Genomic DNA, 19,154 nt, shown 5'->3' with positions numbered 1-19,154 from the left:
GGTGTCAGCTCCACCGATAATAAAGGTTCAGCAGCGGACTGCGCGGAAACCTGACTTCAAGGACGATGTCGAACAGCACGATGGCCATTAGCGGCGCAAGCGCCAGGCTGATCAGGACCAGCGGGCGACGTTCGCCCCACAAAAGCGAGGCACCGAGGGTGGCGGCCATCAGGGCCAGCAGAAAGAGACCGGCGGCCACCAGGGCACCGAAGATCGCCAGCAGCAGTACCGACAGATAAAAGACGTTTGGCAGTCCAGTGGGCGACTCGGGTGGGTGGCGCAGATCATGGATGAAGGCCATCACTGCCAGTACCAGCACCAGCCCGGTAATCAGTCGCGGGAAGGTGGCGGGCTGCAGCCCCTTCGCCAGAATGGCGGGCACGGTGTCGAAGCCGAAACTCTGCATGAAAGCCAGCACGGCCAGCAGCGCAGCGATCAGCAGGGGCACTGCCAGGCGGAATGTATGAGCGTTTCGCATGGGGGAAACCTCGCTCTGCCGGCATCCGGCGGATGCCTGATGGCGGCCCGTACTCCGGCCGCCGTCGGTGGTTGGCGTCCGATACGCTTTACTGGATGTAGCCGAGTTCGGTCAGGGCCTGATGCATCCTGGCGACCGAGCTGTCCATCTGCTCGCCCCAGGTCTCGTGGCCGGCGACCGACTCCTGCGGATCAAGCCCCATGGTCGAGCTCAGGAACTTGCCGAACCGCTCATCCTGCATGCCTTCCATCAGGGCCGAGCGCAGCTTTTCGACCACCTCGGGCGGCGTGCCTTCCTTCACCGCGAAACCGCGGACCGTGGCGTAGTCGGCATCGATGCCCAGCTCATCGGTGGTAGCGACATCCGGCGCCTCGCTCAGCGGCGTGTCGGCCATGACCACCATCGGGCAGATCTTGCCCGCCTTGATCTGCGAGGTCGCCTCGCCGTAGTTGAGCACCGCGACATCAATGTTGCCGCCGATCAGGTTGGTCTGCAGGTCGCCTCCGCCCTTGAAGGAGACGATATCCGGCTGCTGGATGCCGGCCGCCTTGCCGAACATGAAGGCCGAGACGTCGTCGATGTTGGCCACGTGGGTGACCCCGTAGCGCAGTGACGCCTCCTTCTGGGCGTCGATGAAGGCGCGGGCATCGTCGTACTGGCCGCACTGGGTCATCAGCACCTGGGGATCGTTGGTGGCGCGTGCGATCGGGATCAGGCCGGTCGCCTCGGTCTCGCCGGCCTTCGCCTGGCGGACCGCGTGGCCGGTGGTCCAGGTCAGCAGGGTGTAGCCATCCGCCGGGCGCTCGTCGATATAGTTCAGCGCCACGTCGCCGGCACCACCGGGCTTGTTGACCACTACCATGTCGGTGCCCAGCACCGGTTCCACCGAGCGCATCATGGCGCGGGCGGTCAGATCGGTGCCGCCACCGGCACCGGAGTGGGTCACCACTTCGATAGTCTCGTCGGGAAAGTCTGCGGCCTGGGCCAGGCCGGTCATGCCCAGGGCGATCAGCCCGACTGTCAGTACGCGGGTTTTCATTGTTGCCTCCGGTATCGGATGTCCGAGGAATCGGTAGAAGGGGCTCAGGCCGTGGTCTGGCGGCGGGCGGCCATGCTCATGCGGGCTGCCAGCAGCAGCGCCTGGCGCGAAGCGCCGATGTCGGCAATGCCGCGCCCGGCGATGTCGTAGGCAGTGCCGTGGGCCGGAGTACAGACCGGGAAGGGAAAGCCGCCCAGCATGGTCACGCCGCTGTCGAAGCCCATCAGTTTCATGGCGATCTGCCCCTGGTCGTGGTACATGGTCAGCACGGCGTGATACCCCTCGCGGGTGGCGCGCAGAAACACGGTATCGGCCGGGAAGGGGCCTACCGCCTCGATGCCCCGAGCGCGGGCACGCTCGACGGCGGGGGCGATGATTTCTTCCTCCTCGCTGCCGAAGTTGCCGCCGTCGCCGGCGTGGGGGTTGAGCCCGGCAACGGCGATGCGCGGTGCGTCGATACCGGCCTGCTGCAGACACTGATGGGTCAGCGCCAGCTCCTCGATGATGCTCGCCTCGCTCAGCGATGCGGCCACCTGCGAGAGTGGAATGTGCGAGGTCACCCGGGCATTCCAGATGTTTTCCAGGATATTGAACTCCCGCGCCTTGCCCTCGAAGCCGACGGCACGCGCGACGAAACGGATCTCGTCGTCGTAATCGGGATTGGCGTAGCGCATCGCCTGCTTGTTGAAGGGCGTGAAACAGACCGCCTCGACATGGCCCGCATCGGCCAGCGCCAGTGCCTCATTGAAGTTGCGGGAGGCGAAACGACCGCCGGCCAGCGAGGGAGTGCCGCGCTCGATGTCCTCGCAGGCCAGGTGGCCGAGGTCGATGAAGGCCGGGCTCTCGACGTTGCCGCTGCGCAGGGCCGAGAGGGTGGTCTGTGTCAGCTCGGGAGCGAGCCGGGCCGCGCGGGCGCCCTCATCGAAGATCCGACGATCGCCGATGATGACCACTCGGGTCGCGTCGTGGACGGCTTGATCGGCAGCCAGCCGGGCGGTCAGCTCGGGACTGATGCCGGCCGGATCGCCCATTGCCAGCGCGATCAGGGGGCGTTCATGGTGGGAGTTGGGGGCCATGGGCTGGGACATGTACGGTGTTCTCCGAAGCAGCAGGGGAATAAGGTTGCGCTGGAAAACAGCCTGCGCCCGAATGCATAATGTATACATTATACGTTGGTCGCCTTTGTCCGCCTGCCGGCCTGGCCTTTGGTGGCAGAAGACGCAGGAACAAACGCCAGGACTTGCAGCAGGCCGCGCAGCGGCGTGCAATGGCGTGGAGACGGCCCCAGTAGGCAGTCACGGCCAGGATTCAGAGGAGCATCATGACCCGGCAACACAACGGTGCGGCATCACATATTTCGCGTCATTCGCTTCACGATGCCATCGTCGGGCGGTTGCGTGACCTGATCATCGAAGGCGAACTGGCCCAGGGCGAGCGTATCTTCGAAGCGCCGCTGTGCGAGACGCTGGGTGTATCGCGCACACCGCTGCGCGAAGCCCTGCGTTCGCTGGCCAGCGAAGGGCTGGTCGAGCTGGTGCCGCAACGCGGGGCCCGGGTGAGGCATTTCTCGGTGAAGGACGTGCACGACATGCTGGTGCTGATCCGCTCGCTGGAGGAGCTGGCAGCGCGGCTGGCCTGCGAGAGCGCCGGGGAGCACGACATTGCCGAGGTGCGCGAGCTGCACGACCGCATGATGGCCTTCTATCGCGATGGCAACCGGCTCGACTACTACAAGACCAACCAGCAGATCCACACGGCCATCGTGGCGCTGTCCGACAACGAGCCGCTGATTCAGACCCACGCCTCGCTGCAGGCCCGGCTCAAGCGCATTCGCTTCATCGGCCATGACGGCCCCGAACTCTGGGCAGCCGCCATTGCCGAGCACGAGGCCATGATGACGGCGCTGGAGCGCCGCGATGCCCAGGCCCTGACTGCCGCCATCGGCGAGCATCTGGGCAATGCCTGGGAGCGGGTGCGCGACATGGTATAGGGCGCGTTGCGCGGCGCCCGGCCAGCCGTCAGCTGTCGATTCCACCGGCCGGTGGCCATGACTGGCCGGCCAGCGCGCTCATCAGGCGCGGCGCCATCAGCCGCGCCACGGCCTCGAATACCGGCACTGCCACCGAGTTGCCGAACTGCCGATAGGCCTGGGTATCGGAGACCGGAATCACGAAGTTTGCCTCTCCGGGGCCGTCGAAGCCCATCAGCCGGGCGCACTCGCGGGGCGTGAGCCGCCGCGGCCGGTGGGCCTGATTGTGCGGGCTGTCGAATGCCTGCGCCGGGTCGAGGCCGCGATCGACCAGGATCTCCGAGCCGTCCTTGTGATAGCGCGCCGACAGGGTGCGGGCGATGTCCTGCGCGCCGGTCAGGCCGAAGCCGAAGCCATTGCCCTTCTCGCGATGCTTGCGGGCGTAGTCATGGAGATAGCGCCACAGCTTCGACGAGAGGATGTAGCGCTCATCGACATGCGCATCGAGCAGCGCGCCGAAGCTCGGCCGCCGCTCGGGCATGACCTGTTCGAGATCGCGCAGGGTGAAGCCCTGATGAACGTTCAGATCACGCCGGAAGCCGACCAGCACGATGCGCTCGCGGTGCTGGGGCAGGAAGTGGCGGGCGTCGATCACCTTGGGATCGCGCCCCTTCGGCGCCTCGCCGTCAGCCACTTCATAGCCGAGCTCGTCGAGCGCCTCGATGATCACCCGGAAGGTCTTGCCGCCATCGTGGCTCTTGAGATTCTTGACGTTCTCGAGCACAAACGCCGGCGGCCGCTTGGCGGCAATGATGCGGGCGACATCGAAGAACAGCGTGCCCTGGGCATCGCATTCGAAGCCGTGCTTGCGCCCCAGCGAGTTCTTCTTCGAGACCCCGGCCAGCGAGAACGGCTGGCAGGGAAAGCCGGCCAGCAGCACCTCGTGGTCGGGAATGGCATCATCGATGTGCTGATAGGCGGTGTCTTCGTCGATCTCCTCGCGGGCGGAGAGCGTGATGTCGCGGATATCGAGGTTGAAGCGGTGACGCTCGGGGTGGCAGTAGTGGTTGGCGCGATAGGTACGCACTGCAAAACGATCGCGCTCGGAAGTAAACACGCACTCGCCGCCGATGGCATCGAAGCCGCGGCGGATACCGCCGATACCGGCGAACAGGTCGATGAAGCGAAACGCCGGCGTGGTGGTGGGCGGGGTGGGCAGCAGACGCTGCAGGCGGCGGTGCTCGGCGTGTGACAGCCGCGGCGTGGCGCGTCCGCGGAGCCAGCGGTTGATGGTCTCGCGGCACCAGCGTTCGGGGGTGACCTCGTTGAGTATCTCGGCAATCCGCCGCTGATCGTGGATCGCCAGTACCCGCTCGAGCAGGGTGCGATCATCCAGCTCATCGGCCGGCGAGGGCGCGCTAAGGGCGGCTTTGGAAGAGGCCATCGGGCTACTCTGGGTCAAGGGTGTGACGAAAGAGCACTACTTTATGCCACCAGACGCGTCATGGCGAGCCGCCTTTCACGATATGCGCTCCGCGCGAAGGGCGGCTGGCCTGACCACGCCCGGTCAGCCAGGCTGGGATTGATTCTTCGCATCCTCACTGCAGGCGACGCCATGGAGCCCGTCGGGGGCGACTTCGGCGGCAGTCGCTGCGGTGTACCTGCAAGCTCGGCCAAGGGAGAGTGCATGAGTAACCGTCGCGAATTCCTGACTCGGGCAGCCATCACGGCTGCCGCCACCACGGTCGGTTCGAAGGCGCTGGCCGCGGGCAACGGCCAGCACTCCGCCGGCCAGGCGCCCGGCAGCGGCAATCCGGCGCTGCCGGCCGACCCGCCGCTGGCCATGAAGCGCTTTCCGCCGAAGTGGCAGTATGGCGTGGGCGGCACCCAGCTCGGCAACATGTTCGAGGTCACCCCCGATGATCAGGCCGAGGCCATGCTGGTGGCGGCCTGGCAGGGGGGCACGCGCTACTTCGATACCTCGCCCTGGTACGGGCTGGGGCTCTCGGAGCGGCGGCTGGGCCATTTTCTGGATGACAAGCCGCTGGAGGAGTACGTGCTGTCGACCAAGGTGGGTCGACTGCTGATGCCCGATGCCTCGGTGGATGAAGTCGGCATCTGGAAGGGCAATCTCAACTTCAACTACCGCTACGACTATACCGCCGCAGGGGTGCGTCGCTCGGTGGAGGACAGTCTGCAGCGTCTCGGGGTGCCCAAGATCGATCTGGTCTATATCCATGATCTGGCACCCAGTAACAAGGACCTGGGTGACGACTGGAAACAGTATCTGGATACGGCCCTCAAGGGCGCCATGCCGGAACTGACCCGCATGCGCGAGGAGGGCATCATCGGTGGCTGGGGCATGGGCGTCAACGATATCGAGCCCTCGCTGGCGGCCATTGAACAGGCCGATCCGGATGTGATCCTGCAGGCCACCCAATATACCCTGCTCAATCATCAGGACGCCCTGAACCGGCTGTTTCCGCAATCCCGCCAGGCCGGGGTGCCCCTGGTGATCGGCGCGCCGCTGGGCTCGGGCTTTCTCGCCGGTACCAACCACTGGATGTACAGCACCGATATCCCCCAGGGCTACCGTCAGCAGCGGGATCGGCTGAGCCGGATTGCCCGCGACCACGGCACCGATCTGCGCACTGCCGCACTGCAGTTCACCGCCGCGCCGGATGTGGTGGCGGCGACCATTCCGGGGGCCCGCAATGCCGACCAGGCGCGGGCGAATCAGCAGTCGATGCAGGCCGATATCCCGGCCGAATTCTGGCAGACCCTCAAAAGCGAAGGACTGATCCACGAGTCAGCGCCCACGCCGGGCTGAGGCGTGAAGATCCGGTGAAGTGACCTCAAAAAAGGCCCCGCCAACCGGCGGGGCCTCTTGCTGATACCGTCATGGCCAGTCGACAGCCTATTCGTCGGTCGCACCCAGATGGGCCAAGCGGCTGCGCCGGGTGCCGCGCAGCGGACGAATGCGCGAGAGACGCTGACGTACGGTGGTGTCAGCGCCCGAGTTGACCACGACCCGCTGCTCGCGCGGCGCTTCGGTGGCACCGCGATGGAGTTCGAGACTCAGCAGACCGTTGGCCAGTCGTGCCCGGCGCACGCTGATGTGGTCATCCAGCCGGAAGGCGAGTTCGAACGGCTGACGCTCGATACCGCGATAAAGCCGGATGGCCGAGCGGTCGCGCCGGTCATCCTCGGGCCGGGAGCTGATGGTCAGCACATGCTCCTCGACCCGGATCGACAGATCCCGGCCGCTCAGTCCGGTGGCGGGGACGGTCAGCCGGTAGTCGTTGTCGCTGTCCTGCTCGATATCGCAGGGCAGCGGCCCCGGGGCCTCACCGCGACGGGCGGCAGCGATGGGGTCAGGCAGGGGCGTGGCAGTACCGTTTTCGGACAGCGATGGAGTAAAAGCAAGCGATGCCATGAGAGACCTCTTGAGTCGGAATGCGGGTCCGGTTCATCGATTGCCTGCTTGACCGTGCGGCATCGGTCAGCAGCGCGCCGGATAACCCGTGGCGGTTATCCGCTTGCCGTGGCGTATTGCGCTGTTGCCGGAGGTGATCCTGTCGCTGACGTCACACAACCTCAGTTCGGGGATGCACTGCGCTGCGCTGACGGTAATGGCAGGCAGATCAGGGATTACCCTTGATATTTCCCCAGTATAGTGCCCGGGCCGTGGTATGGAAAGTTTTTAACCATATTGCAGCGATTATCGCAGTCGATTGGTCTGGCATAACAGCCTGTTTGCCATATGATCCACTGTTCATGGCGGCAAGGGCCCGTCGATGGATCGGGCATGCAAAAGGCCCCGCCGTTGCCGACGGGGCCTCGCTTGCTGCCGATGTTACCCGGCTGCAGTCGCAGAGCGGCAGTGACCGGCCCGCTTGCCGGCACCGGTCATGTGCCGTTCGCCTCAGGCAGTGGCAGCCGTCTCGCTGGGGCTGGTACTGCCCTGCACCTCGAGCGAATCCGACGAGCGCTCGCTGAGCTGCTCTGTGTCGCTACCGTTGATCGGAATCTGGCGAGCACGCTGCTGCTCGGGCACCAGCCGCAGCAGGTCGATCATCAGCAGGCCGTTCTCGAAGCGGGCGCCGCGGATATCGATGTTCTCGTCAAGGCGGAACGAGAGCCGGAACGCACGCCTGGCGATGCCGCGATGCAGATAAGTGACCGGGCTCTGTTCGCCGGCGTTGACCCCCTCGGTGCCGGCGCCGTCATTCTCCCGGCCGCCGCTGACGGTCAGCAGGCGGTTCTCGACATCGACGGCCAGCTCCGACTCGCTGAAGCCGGCCGCGGCGATCACGATGCGGTAGTCGTTGTCGCCGTGCTTTTCGACGTTGTAGGGCGGGTAGCTCGGCACGTCATTGTGCATGGCATATTCGAACAGATCGTTGAGCCGGTCGAAGCCGATGCTGCGACGAAAGAGCGGGCTCAGTGACATGGTGGACATGATAAACCTCCCGAAATATCAGCGAAGTTCTACATGCGCCGACCCGCTGACGCGGCGTTCGGCGGTCTCCGGCGAAGTCCCGGTCGGGCACTTTCATCCGCGACGTTATGTTAAATAGGGTCGCGGAAACCGGATTCAAGCGCGCCCGGCAAAAAATTTTCCGGGCGAGTCGGTCACCGTCGAGCGGGGCACAAGAGCGTCCCGGTGCCTTGGCACCGGGACCGGGATCACCCCGCCTCGGTAGGGGGGTTGTGGGTCTGCAGACTGGCCGGCAGGCGGGAGGGGCGGCCGGTCAGCCAGCTGTCGATATGGCGGGCGGCGTCGCGTCCCTCGCCGATCGCCCAGACCACCAGCGACTGCCCGCGGCGGGCGTCACCGGTGGCAAAGATGCCTTCCCGTGAGGTCATCATGGTGTCATCGGTCACGAAGGTGCCCTGGCGGGTCAGCGCCAGACCGCTGGCAGCGAAATCGTTCGCTTCCGGGCCGGTAAAGCCGATCGCGATCAGCACCAGGTCTGCCGCGAGGCGGACACCGGCCTCGGTGACGGTACGATCGACGCGCCGGCCGTGCTCGTCCAGTGTCCACTCGACCCGATCGGCCAGCAGGACATCCACCCGGCCATCATTGTCCTCGTCGAGAAAGGCGGTCACATCCAGCGAAAAGGCCTCTTCGCCGCCCTCGTCGATGGCATAGGTGCGCTTGTAGGTTTTCGGCTGCAGCGGCCAGGGGTTGTCCGCCGGTCGCTCGCCGGGGGCCCGGGCGCGCACGCTGACCTGCACCACGCTGGCCGCGCCCTGGCGGTGCGCGGTAGCCACGCAGTCGGCCCCGGTATCGCCGCCGCCGAGTACCACCACATGGCGATCGCGGGCGTGGTTGGTGTCGTCATCCGAGCCGCGGCCGCCCGCCTGGCGGCGGTTCTCGGCGGTCAGGTAGTCCATGCCGAAGTGGATGCCGGCCAGCTCGCGCCCGGGCAGTTCGACATTGCGGTGCTCGAGCGCGCCGATCGCCAGGCAGACGGCATCGAAGCGCTCGTTGAGCCGGGCCAGATCGGGATCGACGCCGATCCGGGCGCCGGTGTGAAACTCGATGCCCTCGGCCTCGAGCTGGCCGACCCGGCGGGCGACCTGATACTTGGCGAACTTGAAATCGGGAATGCCGCGGCTCATCAGCCCGCCGATGGCGTCGTTGCGCTCGAAGACGCTGACCCGATGACCGGCCCGGTTGAGCTGCTGGGCGCAGGCCAGCCCGGCCGGGCCGCTGCCGATCACGGCTACGCTCCGGCCGCTGCGTCGGGTCGGTGGCTGGGGCGTGATCCAGCCCATCTCCCAGCCCCGGTCGACGATGGCGCGCTCGATATCCTTGATGGTCACCGGGTCGGCATTATAGGCCAGCGTGCAGGCCGGTTCGCAGGGCGCCGGGCAGGTGTAGCCGGTAAATTCGGGAAAGTTGTTGGTGGCGTGCAGCCGATCCAGCGCCTCGCGCCACAGCCCGCGATAAACCAGATCGTTCCATTCCGGGATCAGGTTGCCGATCGGGCAGCCGCCCATGCAGGCCGGCACCCCGCAGTCCATGCAGCGCTCGCCCTGCTCGCGCAGCTGATCCTCCTGCCACACCGGTGCGTAGATCTCCTGATAGTCCTGTACCCGCTCGTCGGGCGGACGCTTGCCGATCGGCTGACGTTCGTGTTTCAGAAAGCCGTTGGGGTGTCGTTCGGTCATGCCGCAGCCTCTTGGGCAGGCGCCGGTAGTGCCGTGCGGATGTCGCGGCCGTCGCGCAGGTTGTTGGCGACCACCTGGGCATAGTCATCGGCCACCACCTTGCGAAAGCGGTGCCGGGCATTGTCCCAGTCATCCAGCAGGGCCCGGGCGCGCTGACTGCCGGTGTAGACATGGTGGTTGTGCAGCAGCCGCTGCACCAGCGCGATATCGCGCTCCTCTTCCAGCGGGTGGGCGCTGACCAGGGTCGGATTGAGATGAGCGTCGAGTCGCTCGTGCTCGTCGAACACATAGGCCTCGCCGCCGCTCATGCCGGCGCCGAAGTTGCGTCCGCAGTCGCCCAGGATGACCGCCACGCCACCGGTCATGTATTCGCAGCCGTGATCGCCGACACCCTCGACCACCGTGAGGGCGCCGGAGTTGCGTACGCAGAAGCGCTCGCCGGCCATGCCGTTGAAGTACGCCTGGCCACTGGTGGCGCCGAACAGCGCCACGTTGCCGATGATGACGTTGCCCGCGGCGCTGTACCCCGCCGCCGGTACCCGCACACTCAATCGGCCGCCGGAGAGTCCCTTGCCGACATAGTCGTTGGCATCGCCGGCAAGATGCAGGCTGATGCCGCGAACGAGAAAGGCACCGAAGCTCTGCCCGGCGGTGCCGGTGAGATCAACATGAAGGGTGTCCTCGGGCAGCCCGTCGGGGTGGCGCCGGACCACCGTTGAGGAGAGCAGCGTGCCCACGCTGCGGTCGCGATTGACCACCCGGGCGCTGAGACGCAACGCCTCGCCGTAATCGAGCGCCGGCGCTGCCCGCTGGATCAGCTGATTGTCGAGCTTCTCGTCGAGCTGATGATGCTGCTCGCGGCAGTGATAGGGCGTGTCATCGCTCTGTTCGCGGTGCAGCAGGGCCGACAGGTCCGGGCTGAGCCCGCGCGGGTGGTGGAAGTCGCGCTGTTTCAGGCGATCGCAGCGACCGATCATCTCGTGCACCGTGGCGAAGCCCAGCTCGGCCATCAGCTCGCGCAGCTCCTCGGCGACGAAGCGCAGATAGGTGATGATGTGCTCCGGCGCACCGGCAAACCTGGCTCGCAGCTCCGGATCCTGGGTCGCCACGCCCACCGAACAGGTATTGCAGTGGCACTTGCGCAGCATCAGACAGCCCACTACCACCATCGGCGCGGTGCCGAAACCGAACTCCTCGGCGCCCAGCAGGGCGGCAATCGCCACGTCACGGCCGGTCTTGATGCCGCCGTCGGTGCGCAGCCTGATCCGCGAGCGCAGCCGGTTGGCCATCAGCGCCTGGTGGGTTTCGGCCAGGCCCAGCTCCCATGGCGTGCCGGTGTGCTTGATCGAGGTCTTCTTCGAGGCCCCGGTACCGCCGGAGTCGCCCGAGATCAGAATGGCTTCGGCGCGCCCCTTGGCCACCCCGGCGGCGATGGTGCCGACGTTGGCCTTCGAGACCAGCTTGACGTGAATCTCGGCCTCGGGGTTGGCGCACTTGAGATCATGGATCAGCTGGGCGAGATCCTCGATCGAGTAGATATCGTGGTGCGGCGGCGGCGAGATCAGCCCCACGCCGGGGACGGTGAAGCGCACCTCGGCGATCTCCTCGCCGACCTTGCCGCCGGGCAGTTCGCCACCCTCACCGGGTTTGGAACCCTGGGCCATCTTGATCTCGATCTGGCGCGCTGAAGCCAGATACTGTGCGGTGACGCCGAAACGCCCCGAGGCGCACTGCTTCATCGAGTTCTCGGCCTCGGTGCCGAAGCGCTCCACCTGCTCGCCGCCTTCGCCGCTGCCGGACTTGCCGCCGATCCGGTTCATGGCGATCGCCATCGCCTCGTGCGCCTCGCGCGACAGCGCACCGAACGACATCGAGCCGGTGGCGAAGCGCGTCAGGATCGACGCCACCGGCTCTACCTGCTCGAGTGGAATCGAGCGCGCCGGGTCGATGTCGAAATCGAGCAGCCCGCGCAGGGTCTGCAGCTGCCAGGCCTGGTCGTTGATGGTGTCGGCGAAGCGCCGGTAGCTGGCGGCGTCGTTTTCGCGTGCGGCGTGCTGGAGAAAGCCGATCGAGCTCGGATTCCACTGGTGCAGCTCACCATCGCGCCGCCAGTAGAAGTCGCCCCCCTGGCGGAGCGGCAGGTTGCCGGCGATGCGATCGCTGAAGGCGATGGCGTGCTGCTCCTCGCACTCGTGCTCGATGGTGGCCAGGCCCACCCCCGGAATGTGAGCGGTGGTACCGGGGAACCAGGCATCGACAAAGGCCTGGTCGAGACCGATCGCCTCGAAGATCTGGGCGCCCTTGTAACCCTCCAGGGTGGAAATGCCCATCTTCGACATCACCTTGAGCAGCCCATCCTCCAGCGCCTCGCGATAGCGCTGCTCGAGGGTGGCATCGTCGCCTTCGATGAAACGGGCATCGCGTAGCGCACTGATGCTCTCGTAGCCCAGCCAGGGATAAAGGGCATCGATGCCGTAGCCGACCAGGGTGGCGATATGGTGCACCGCAAAGGCTTCGCCGGTTGCCATGATCAGCGAGGCCCGACTGCGCTTGCCGACCCGGGTAAGACGATGGTGCAGCGCGCCGGCGAGCAGCAGTGAGGGGACCGCCGCGCGCTCGGCATTCACGTTGCGATCATCGAGGACCACCAGGCTGACGCCGTCATCGATGGCGGCTTCGGCCTCGCCACGAATGCGTTCGAGCGCCTGTTCCAGCCCGCTGCCGGGGGGATAGGTGGTGTCGATCTGGCGGGCCTGCAGGCCGGGTCGGTCGAGCCGGCGCAGTGTCTGCCAGCCGCGATGATCGAGGATCGGCCCTGCGAGCCGGATGCGTCGGCAGTGTTCGGGTGTCTGCTCCAGCAGGTCGCGCTGGGCGCCCAGATGTGCGCCCAGCGAGGTCACCAGTGATTCGCGCAGATAGTCCAGCGGCGGGTTGGTCACCTGGGCAAATTGCTGGATGAAGTAGTTGTACAGCGGCCTGCGCTGGGCAGAGAGCACCGCCACCGGGGTGTCGTTGCCCATCGCGCCGAGCGGATCCTTGCCCTCGTCGGCCATCGGCGCCAGCAGCACCCGCAGCCCTTCCTGGGTATAGCCGAAGGCGCACTGCAGGGTGCCGACATCCTCGCCTTCGCGAGGCTCGGGCGATGCGGTCGCCGTGTCGGCGGCCAGCTCATCCAGCGTCAGGCGTTCGCGTGCCAGCCACTCGCCCCACGGCCGGGCGTGGGTGAGCTGATCGAAGATCTCCGCTTCCGGCACCAGTCGCCCGGCGGCGGTATCGGCCAGCAGCATCTGCCCCGGCCGCAGCCGGTGCTGGCTGCGGATCTCCTCGAACGGCGTCTCCAGGGTGCCGGTCTCGCTGGCCATGATCAGCTGATCGTCGGTCAGGCTGTAGCGGCACGGACGCAGGCCGTTGCGGTCGAGCACGGCGCCGACCCGCTCGCCATCGGTGGCGACCACCAGCGCCGGACCGTCCCAGGGTTCGATCAGACAGCTGTGGTAGTCGTAGAAATCGCGCCGCGCCTGTTCCATGTCGGCGTTCTGCTCCCACGCCTCGGGAATCAGCATGCGCAGGGCATGGGGCATCGAGCGCCCGCCGACCATCAGCAGTTCCAGCACGTGATCGAAGTCGGCGGAGTCGCTCTGACCCTCCTCGGCGAGTACCGGCAGGATGCGGTCGATGGCGCCTTCCAGCCGCCCGCCGGCGAGCGAGCCCTCGCGGGCGCGCATCCAGTTGATGTTGCCGCGCAGGGTATTGAACTCGCCGTTGTGTACCACGCAGCGATAGGGATGGGCGAGATCCCACGCCTCCAGCGTATTGGTGGAGAAGCGCGAGTGTACCAGTGCCAGCGCGCTCTCCACGCGCTCATCGGAGAGATCGGGGTAGTACTCGACCAGCTGGCTGCAGGTCAGCATGCCCTTGTAGACCAGGGTGCGCCGGTCGAGGCTGCAGATGTAGAAAAGCTCGGTACCGCTGCCTTCCAGTCCCCGCTCGCGGGCCTCGTTCTGGATATGACAGCGCAGCACGTAGAGCGCCACATCGAGAGCCTCGGGTGCCAGCGGCGATTCCGGCACCGCGAACAGCTGCATCACTACCGGTTCAACGGCGCGCGCCGTTCGGCCGATGCGCTCGCCTGCGGTGGGGACCCGGCGCCAGTGGTGGAGGCGAAATCCCTCCTCCCCGGCGACCCGTTCGATCAGCTCGATCAGCTGCCCGCGGCGCTCGTCATGCTGGGGCAGAAACAGCTGACCGACGCCGTAGCCGTCTGCCTCCGGCAGCGCGTCGATGGTGGCCGCGAAGAAGCGGTGGGGCTTCTGCAGCAGGATGCCGGCGCCGTCACCGGTGCTTTCGTCGGCGCCACGGGCGCCGCGATGGTCCAGGTTATGCAGGACGCGCAGGGCGTCCTCGATCAGGCCATGGCTCTTTTCGCCCCGCAGGTTGACCACGGTACCCACCCCGCAGTGGGCATGGCCGGCACGCGGATCAAACAGACTCTGCGTGCTGCGATTCTCCTCGTGCGTCATTGGCGAGCTCCCGCCAGTTCCGGTCACATTGTTTTCAGCATAGAACAGCACTCCGGGCCTGACAGGGGGTATAAGCGACAGCTGAAGTCAGGCCTGGCATGCCACCCGCACCTGCAGGGAGGGTGCTAGCGTGGGGAGTATCGCGATCCCTCGAGGAGTCCTGTCCATGCGTGCTGTCCTGCTTGCCGCTTCCCTGAGCCTGCTGCTGACCCCTGCCTTTGCCGCCCGCGGTGCGCCGGTGGAGACCCCGCCCCCCAATGCGCCCGATCAGCAGCCCGCCTTCCCCGGTCAGACCCGGGCGCCTGCCATGCAGTCGGCGGTCGAACTGCAGACCGAGGTGGTAGCCGAGGGCCTTGTCCACCCCTGGGGGATGGCGTTTCTGCCCGAGGGCGGCATGCTGGTGACCGAACGGCCGGGTCGACTGCGGCTGATCACGGCCGATGGCACCGTCTCCGAGCCGATTGCGGGGGTGCCCGAGGTCGATGCGCGCGGCCAGGGTGGACTGCTCGATGTCGCGCTCGACCCCGGGTTTGCCGAGAACCGCCGGCTCTATCTGAGCTATGCCGAGCCGCGCGAGCATGGCAGGAACGGTACGGCAGTGGCACGGGCCACACTCTCCGCCGACGGCAGCCGGCTGAGCGAGGTGCAGCCGATCTTTCGCCAGCAGCCCGACTGGGACTCCACCAGGCACTTCGGTTCCCGGGTCATCCCCGACGGCGAGGGCCATCTGTTCATCACCCTTGGCGAGCGTTCGCTGCCCGAGCCGCGTCAGCAGGCGCAGTCGCTCGAGAGCGAACTGGGCAAGGTGGTGCGCATCAATCGCGATGGCTCGAGTCCCGACGATAACCCCTTTGTTGGTCGCGACGATGCCCGCCCGACGATCTGGTCCTACGGTCATCGCAACATCCAGGGGGCGGCGCTGCATCCCGACAGCGGGGCGCTCTGGACCATCGAGCATGGCCCGCGTGGGGGCGATGAGCTCAACCGGCCGGCAGCGGGGCACAACTACGGCTGGCCGGTGATTACCTATGGCGAGGATTATTCCGGTGCGCCGATCGGCGAGGGCATCACGCAGCACGAGGGGATGGAACAGCCGATCTACTACTGGGACCCGGTGATCGCGCCCGGCGGCATGACCTTCTATACCGGCAATCGCTTTGCAAAGTGGCAGGGCAATCTGCTGATCGCCTCGCTCAGCCCCGGTGGCGTGGTGCGCCTGGCGCTCGATGGTGAACGGGTCAGCGGTGAGGAGCGGCTGCTGGAGGAGCTCGGCCGGGTTCGCGATGTCGCCCGGGGGCCGGATGGCGCGCTCTGGGTGCTGACCGACCAGCGCGATGGCCGGCTGATTCGGGTCACGCCCGAATCGTCCTGAGCATGACTCAGTCGTCGATGGTTACCGTGATCTGCTCACCAGCGAAGGCCAGCCGCTCCCGGATATCAGCGACGAACGCAAAGGGCGTCTCGTAGCTCCAGGCGATATCCGTGCCCTCGTGATCGGCAAGATAGCGGGCGTGGCCCTTGAACGGGCAGAAGGTGGCGGTGGCCGAACCCGAAAGGCGGGAGAGTTCAACGTCTTCACGCGGTAGATACTGCCGGGGTGGATAGTCCGTCTCGCGCAGTTCGATGGCGCGGCGGCTGTCAGCGAGCAGCACCTCACCGAGCCAGACGCGAACGCGTCGGTTATGCGGGTGTAGCGTGATACGTCCTTCGGGATTGTGGATCATGCTGCCATGCTCCGGTTGGTGTCAGCAGACGTGTGTCCTGCGAGCATCGCGGCCCTGCTCGCAGGACACAAGCGTTCATCCCCACAGCCGTTGCGAGGCCAGCGCGGCACCCTCGCTGAGTGCGCCCAGCTTGGCCCAGGCGACATCGGGGGCCACGAACTCGTAACTGGCAAAGGTGCCGAAGCCGCAGTCGGTGCCGGCAATGATCCGCTCGCGGTCACCGACGGCGTCGGCCGCGGCGCAGAGGCGATTGGCAACCACCTCGGGGTGTTCGAGATAGTTGGTGGTGACATCGATGACGCCGGGAATCAGCAGCATGTGCTCGGGCAGTGGATGCGTGCGAAAGGAGACACTCTCGTGCTCGTGACGCGGGTTGCCGAGCGGAATGCTGAGCGCCCCGACTTGCGCCTGATAAAGCAGCGGCAGCAGTTCGGCGACCGGCACATCATCCTGGTGCGGCCCCTGCCAGTTGCCCCAGCAGACGTGCAGGCGCACCTTCTCCGGCGGAATGTCGGCGAGTGCCAGATTGATCGCCTCGACATGCAGTTCGACCCGTTCGAGAAAGCTCCCCAGCGGCTGGTCACCGAACATGATCACCCGCTCCATGGCCAGATCGGGCGCGTCGAGCTGCAGCAGATGGCCCGCCGCAATGATGGCGTCATACTCCTTTTTCATCTCCCGGGCGACCGCCAGTACATAGTCGCGATCGGTGGGGTAATCCGGATTGTCGGCAGCACGCAGCATGGTGGTGGTGACCACGCCCGGTGAGGCCGCGGTCATGAAGGTTTCCGTCGGCCGGGCGTGTTGCTGCTTCAGGCCATGGTCGAACGCGGCCAGCTCGGCGGAGACACCGGCCAGCGAATCCTCGTAGTGCACCGCCCGCTGCGCCTCGGCAGTATTCCAGACCCGTGCCAGATCCTCCGCGACCCCGATCTGGCGGGCCATGTGGTCGGCATAACCGGGGAAGCGCTGCATGTCCAGTGCCGGCTTGCGGCGCTGTTCGCCGCCGAAGCCGGTCATGCGCTCGATCACGTAGGTGGAAAATCCGACCCGCGGCGCCTCGCCGTCGTTGATGATATCCAGTCCGGCATCGAGCTGATCCCGCACCGCCTGAGCCACCCCCTGCTCGATCTCGCGCGCAAGCGCCGTCTGATCGAACGGTTTGTGCTGTTCGCGCCGGACCAGCAGCTCGGAGAGCGAGCGGGGGCGCGGCAGGCTGCCGGTATGGGTGGTCAGGATGCGGTCGTGGCTGTATTGCATGGGTCATGGCCTGTTGAAAGCGTGAGCGGGGTGCCGACCCTCGGCCGGCTCCCATGAGTGCCTTCAGGATAAGTCTCCGACGTCATCGACACCGTGAAGATCAGCCGGCCGCAACATGAATGAATTTCATGAAAAACCGTGATGGTCATGACACCGGTCGATCAGCCCCGGCCGAGTGCCTGGGTGCTCTCCTCCAGCCAGGCGCGGGCGGCGCCGCTCAGCAGCGGTGAGAGTCGCTCCCAGACCGTGGCGTGGTAGTCGTCCAGCCAGGCGATCTCCTCGCGGGTGAGCAGCGAGCGTTCGATACAGCGGGTATCGATCGGGCAGAGGGTGAGCGTCTCGAACTGCAGGAAGTCACCGAACTCGCTCGCTGCCGCCGGACGGTTGGCGACCAGATTCTCGATGCGAATGCCCCACTGGCCCGGCCGGTAGAGCCCCGGTTCGATCGAGGTGATCATGCCCGGCTGCATCGCGGTCTGGGCCCGGCTGGCCGCCTGCCAGGCGATCACCTGGGGGCCTTCATGGACATTGAGAAAGTAGCCCACGCCGTGGCCGGTGCCGTGACCGTAATCCAGCCCGGCGGCCCACAGTGGCGCGCGGGCGATGGCATCGAGCTGCGGGGCGGGAATGCCGCGCGGGAAGTGCGCCCGCGACAGCGCGATGGTGCCCTTGAGCACCCGGGTGAAGTCGGCACGCTGCTCGGCGGTGATCTCGCCGATCGGCACCACTCGGGTGATGTCGGTAGTGCCGCCGAGGTACTGGGCGCCGGAGTCGATCAGCAGCAGGCCGTTGCCGGTGATCGCCGAGTGCGTCTGCTCGGTGGCGCGGTAGTGCGGCAGGGCCCCGTTGGCGTTGAAGCCGGCAATGGTGGGAAAGCTGCGCGAGACGAAGCCCTCGCGCGCTGCGCGGGCCGCGGTCAGGCGCTCGTCGATGGTCAGCTCGGTCAGCGCCTCGCCCCGTGCCAGGGCGTCATCCAGCCAGGCGAAGAACTCGCACAGCGCCGCGCCGTCCTGGGCCATGAAGTGGCGCACATGCTCGAGATCGGCCTCGGACTTGCGCCCCTTGGCCAGGCTGGTGGGCTGATACGCCTCGACCGGCGCCACCCCGTCGGGCAGTGCCCGGGTCAGCGCCAGGGTGACCCGGTCGGGGTCGAACAGCACCCGGGTATCGCGTGTCAGGGCGGCGATGTAGTCGCCCGTCGCCTGATAGTCGGCCACCTCGATGCCATCGTCGATCAGCGCCCGGCGCAGCGGCTCGTCGAGCTTGCCGGGGGCGATGAACAGGGTGGCGCGGTCGCGGCCGATCACCATGTGGGCGAGAAACACCGGGTTGTAGTCGACATCGGCACCGCGCAGATTGGTCAGCCAGGCGATGTCATCGAGCGTGGAGAGCAGGTGCCAGTCGGCACCGTGGTCGCGCATCGCCTCGCGCAGTGCGGCGAGCCGGTCGCGCCGGCGGGTACCGACGTACGCCTCGGGATGGGCGTAGACCGGCGCCTGCGGCAGCGCCGGACGATCCGGCCAGATCTCGTCGAGCAGGTCGTGATCGGTGCGCAGGGTGATGCCGTGCTCGCCCAGCGTCGCCTCCAGCTGGCGGGCGCTGGTCAGCGAGACCACGGCGGCGTCGCAGCCGACCGTGGCGCCGCGTGCCAGTTCACCGGCCAGCCAGCGGATCGGCGCCTGCGCCTGGCCGGGCTGCAGCTTCATCAGCTCAATGCCGCTGCCGGCCAGCTGCGCTTCGGCCTGTACCCAGTAGCGACTATCGACCCACAGGCCGGCGGCGTGTTGCGTCACCACCAGGGTGCCGACCGAACCGTCGAAGCCGGAAAGCCAGGCGCGCCCCTGCCAGTGCTCGGGCAGGTACTCCGAGAGATGGGGGTCCGAGGAAGGGATCCACCAGCCATCGAAGCCATGCGCCTGCATGGCGGTGCGCAGGGCGGCGAGGCGTTCGGCGGGGGTCGCGGGCGTCTCGGTCTGGGGCATGT

14 protein-coding genes are annotated in these 19,154 nt (G+C 66.8%); 3 read left to right on the top strand and 11 right to left on the bottom strand.

The window, feature by feature from the left end:
* Positions 1 to 4: 4 nt before the first annotated feature.
* The 3 genes from C7446_RS10020 to C7446_RS10010 all read right to left on the bottom strand — a co-directional run bounded on the left by C7446_RS10020 (position 5) and on the right by C7446_RS10010 (position 2,605).
* Positions 5 to 478, bottom strand: coding sequence for a tripartite tricarboxylate transporter TctB family protein (locus C7446_RS10020; protein WP_121172967.1), 474 nt, complete (start codon positions 476 to 478; stop codon positions 5 to 7).
* Between the two features lie 88 nt (positions 479 to 566).
* A complete protein-coding gene (locus C7446_RS10015; protein WP_121172966.1) occupies positions 567 to 1,517 on the bottom strand; it encodes a Bug family tripartite tricarboxylate transporter substrate binding protein in 951 nt (316 codons plus the stop codon).
* Between the two features lie 44 nt (positions 1,518 to 1,561).
* Positions 1,562 to 2,605 (bottom strand): 4-hydroxythreonine-4-phosphate dehydrogenase PdxA, encoded by a 1,044-nt coding sequence (locus C7446_RS10010; RefSeq protein WP_121172965.1) that lies wholly within the window; start codon positions 2,603 to 2,605, stop codon positions 1,562 to 1,564.
* 233 nt (positions 2,606 to 2,838) lie between these two features.
* Between C7446_RS10010 and C7446_RS10005 the strand changes: the two genes are divergently transcribed.
* Positions 2,839 to 3,507 carry a GntR family transcriptional regulator gene (locus C7446_RS10005; protein WP_121172964.1) on the top strand — a complete coding sequence of 223 codons (669 nt, stop codon included), beginning with the start codon at positions 2,839 to 2,841 and terminating at the stop codon, positions 3,505 to 3,507.
* Positions 3,508 to 3,535: 28 nt separating this feature from the next.
* Here C7446_RS10005 and dcm read toward each other — a convergent pair whose 3' ends face one another.
* Entirely contained in the window at positions 3,536 to 4,930 is a 1,395-nt protein-coding gene (gene dcm / locus C7446_RS10000; protein WP_121172963.1) for a DNA (cytosine-5-)-methyltransferase, read from the bottom strand.
* Between the two features lie 243 nt (positions 4,931 to 5,173).
* Between dcm and C7446_RS09995 the strand changes: the two genes are divergently transcribed.
* Positions 5,174 to 6,316 (top strand): aldo/keto reductase, encoded by a 1,143-nt coding sequence (locus tag C7446_RS09995; RefSeq protein ID WP_121172962.1) that lies wholly within the window; start codon positions 5,174 to 5,176, stop codon positions 6,314 to 6,316.
* Between the two features lie 87 nt (positions 6,317 to 6,403).
* Here the strand turns inward: C7446_RS09995 and C7446_RS09990 are convergent, their stop codons facing one another.
* The 4 genes from C7446_RS09990 to gltB form a co-directional block, all read right to left on the bottom strand.
* Entirely contained in the window at positions 6,404 to 6,922 is a 519-nt protein-coding gene (locus tag C7446_RS09990) for an Hsp20 family protein (RefSeq protein ID WP_121172961.1), read from the bottom strand.
* Between the two features lie 489 nt (positions 6,923 to 7,411).
* The gene (locus tag C7446_RS09985) at positions 7,412 to 7,948 is read right to left on the bottom strand and encodes an Hsp20 family protein (RefSeq protein WP_121172960.1); all 537 of its coding nucleotides are present in this window, start codon (positions 7,946 to 7,948) and stop codon (positions 7,412 to 7,414) included.
* 227 nt (positions 7,949 to 8,175) lie between these two features.
* Complete coding sequence (locus tag C7446_RS09980) at positions 8,176 to 9,666, bottom strand: glutamate synthase subunit beta (protein WP_121172959.1); 1,491 nt, start codon at positions 9,664 to 9,666, stop codon at positions 8,176 to 8,178.
* The gene (gene gltB / locus C7446_RS09975; RefSeq protein ID WP_121172958.1) at positions 9,663 to 14,186 is read right to left on the bottom strand and encodes a glutamate synthase large subunit; all 4,524 of its coding nucleotides are present in this window, start codon (positions 14,184 to 14,186) and stop codon (positions 9,663 to 9,665) included. Before gltB ends, C7446_RS09980 begins: the two co-directional genes overlap by 4 nt.
* 166 nt (positions 14,187 to 14,352) lie before the next feature.
* Here gltB and C7446_RS09970 point away from each other — a divergent pair, with 166 nt between their 5' ends.
* Positions 14,353 to 15,558, top strand: a complete 1,206-nt coding sequence (locus C7446_RS09970; RefSeq protein ID WP_121172957.1) for a PQQ-dependent sugar dehydrogenase — start codon at positions 14,353 to 14,355, stop codon at positions 15,556 to 15,558.
* A 7-nt stretch (positions 15,559 to 15,565) separates the two neighbouring features.
* On the opposite strand, the gene C7446_RS09965 is transcribed toward C7446_RS09970, so the two are convergent.
* From C7446_RS09965 to C7446_RS09955, 3 genes are all read right to left on the bottom strand, one after another.
* Positions 15,566 to 15,910 (bottom strand): DUF427 domain-containing protein, encoded by a 345-nt coding sequence (locus C7446_RS09965; protein WP_121172956.1) that lies wholly within the window; start codon positions 15,908 to 15,910, stop codon positions 15,566 to 15,568.
* Between the two features lie 75 nt (positions 15,911 to 15,985).
* Positions 15,986 to 17,170 (bottom strand): cobalamin-independent methionine synthase II family protein, encoded by a 1,185-nt coding sequence (locus C7446_RS09960; RefSeq protein WP_121172955.1) that lies wholly within the window; start codon positions 17,168 to 17,170, stop codon positions 15,986 to 15,988.
* Positions 17,171 to 17,331: 161 nt separating this feature from the next.
* Positions 17,332 to 19,152 (bottom strand): aminopeptidase P family protein, encoded by a 1,821-nt coding sequence (locus C7446_RS09955; protein ID WP_121172954.1) that lies wholly within the window; start codon positions 19,150 to 19,152, stop codon positions 17,332 to 17,334.
* Between the last annotated feature and the right edge of the window lie 2 nt (positions 19,153 to 19,154).

The organism is Kushneria sinocarnis, from assembly GCF_003633775.1.
Taxonomy (GTDB): Bacteria; Pseudomonadota; Gammaproteobacteria; order Pseudomonadales; family Halomonadaceae; genus Kushneria; species Kushneria sinocarnis.
Note: the sequence above shows the minus strand (reverse complement) of the source record. Positions and strands in the feature narration are given on the sequence as shown.

What these genes read in the sequence shown, in the direction of transcription:
- C7446_RS10005 (WP_121172964.1), top strand. Translation starts at nt 2,839, where the DNA reads ATGACCCGGCAACACAACGGTGCGGCATCACATATTTCGCGTCATTCG.
- C7446_RS10015 (WP_121172966.1), bottom strand. Translation starts at nt 1,517, where the DNA reads ATGAAAACCCGCGTACTGACAGTCGGGCTGATCGCCCTGGGCATGACC.
- C7446_RS09965 (WP_121172956.1), bottom strand. Translation starts at nt 15,910, where the DNA reads ATGATCCACAATCCCGAAGGACGTATCACGCTACACCCGCATAACCGA.
- dcm (WP_121172963.1), bottom strand. Translation starts at nt 4,930, where the DNA reads ATGGCCTCTTCCAAAGCCGCCCTTAGCGCGCCCTCGCCGGCCGATGAG.
- gltB (WP_121172958.1), bottom strand. Translation starts at nt 14,186, where the DNA reads ATGACGCACGAGGAGAATCGCAGCACGCAGAGTCTGTTTGATCCGCGT.
- C7446_RS09980 (WP_121172959.1), bottom strand. Translation starts at nt 9,666, where the DNA reads ATGACCGAACGACACCCCAACGGCTTTCTGAAACACGAACGTCAGCCG.
- C7446_RS10010 (WP_121172965.1), bottom strand. Translation starts at nt 2,605, where the DNA reads ATGTCCCAGCCCATGGCCCCCAACTCCCACCATGAACGCCCCCTGATC.
- C7446_RS09990 (WP_121172961.1), bottom strand. Translation starts at nt 6,922, where the DNA reads ATGGCATCGCTTGCTTTTACTCCATCGCTGTCCGAAAACGGTACTGCC.
- C7446_RS09955 (WP_121172954.1), bottom strand. Translation starts at nt 19,152, where the DNA reads ATGCCCCAGACCGAGACGCCCGCGACCCCCGCCGAACGCCTCGCCGCC.
- C7446_RS10020 (WP_121172967.1), bottom strand. Translation starts at nt 478, where the DNA reads ATGCGAAACGCTCATACATTCCGCCTGGCAGTGCCCCTGCTGATCGCT.
- C7446_RS09970 (WP_121172957.1), top strand. Translation starts at nt 14,353, where the DNA reads ATGCGTGCTGTCCTGCTTGCCGCTTCCCTGAGCCTGCTGCTGACCCCT.
- C7446_RS09995 (WP_121172962.1), top strand. Translation starts at nt 5,174, where the DNA reads ATGAGTAACCGTCGCGAATTCCTGACTCGGGCAGCCATCACGGCTGCC.
- C7446_RS09960 (WP_121172955.1), bottom strand. Translation starts at nt 17,170, where the DNA reads ATGCAATACAGCCACGACCGCATCCTGACCACCCATACCGGCAGCCTG.
- C7446_RS09985 (WP_121172960.1), bottom strand. Translation starts at nt 7,948, where the DNA reads ATGTCCACCATGTCACTGAGCCCGCTCTTTCGTCGCAGCATCGGCTTC.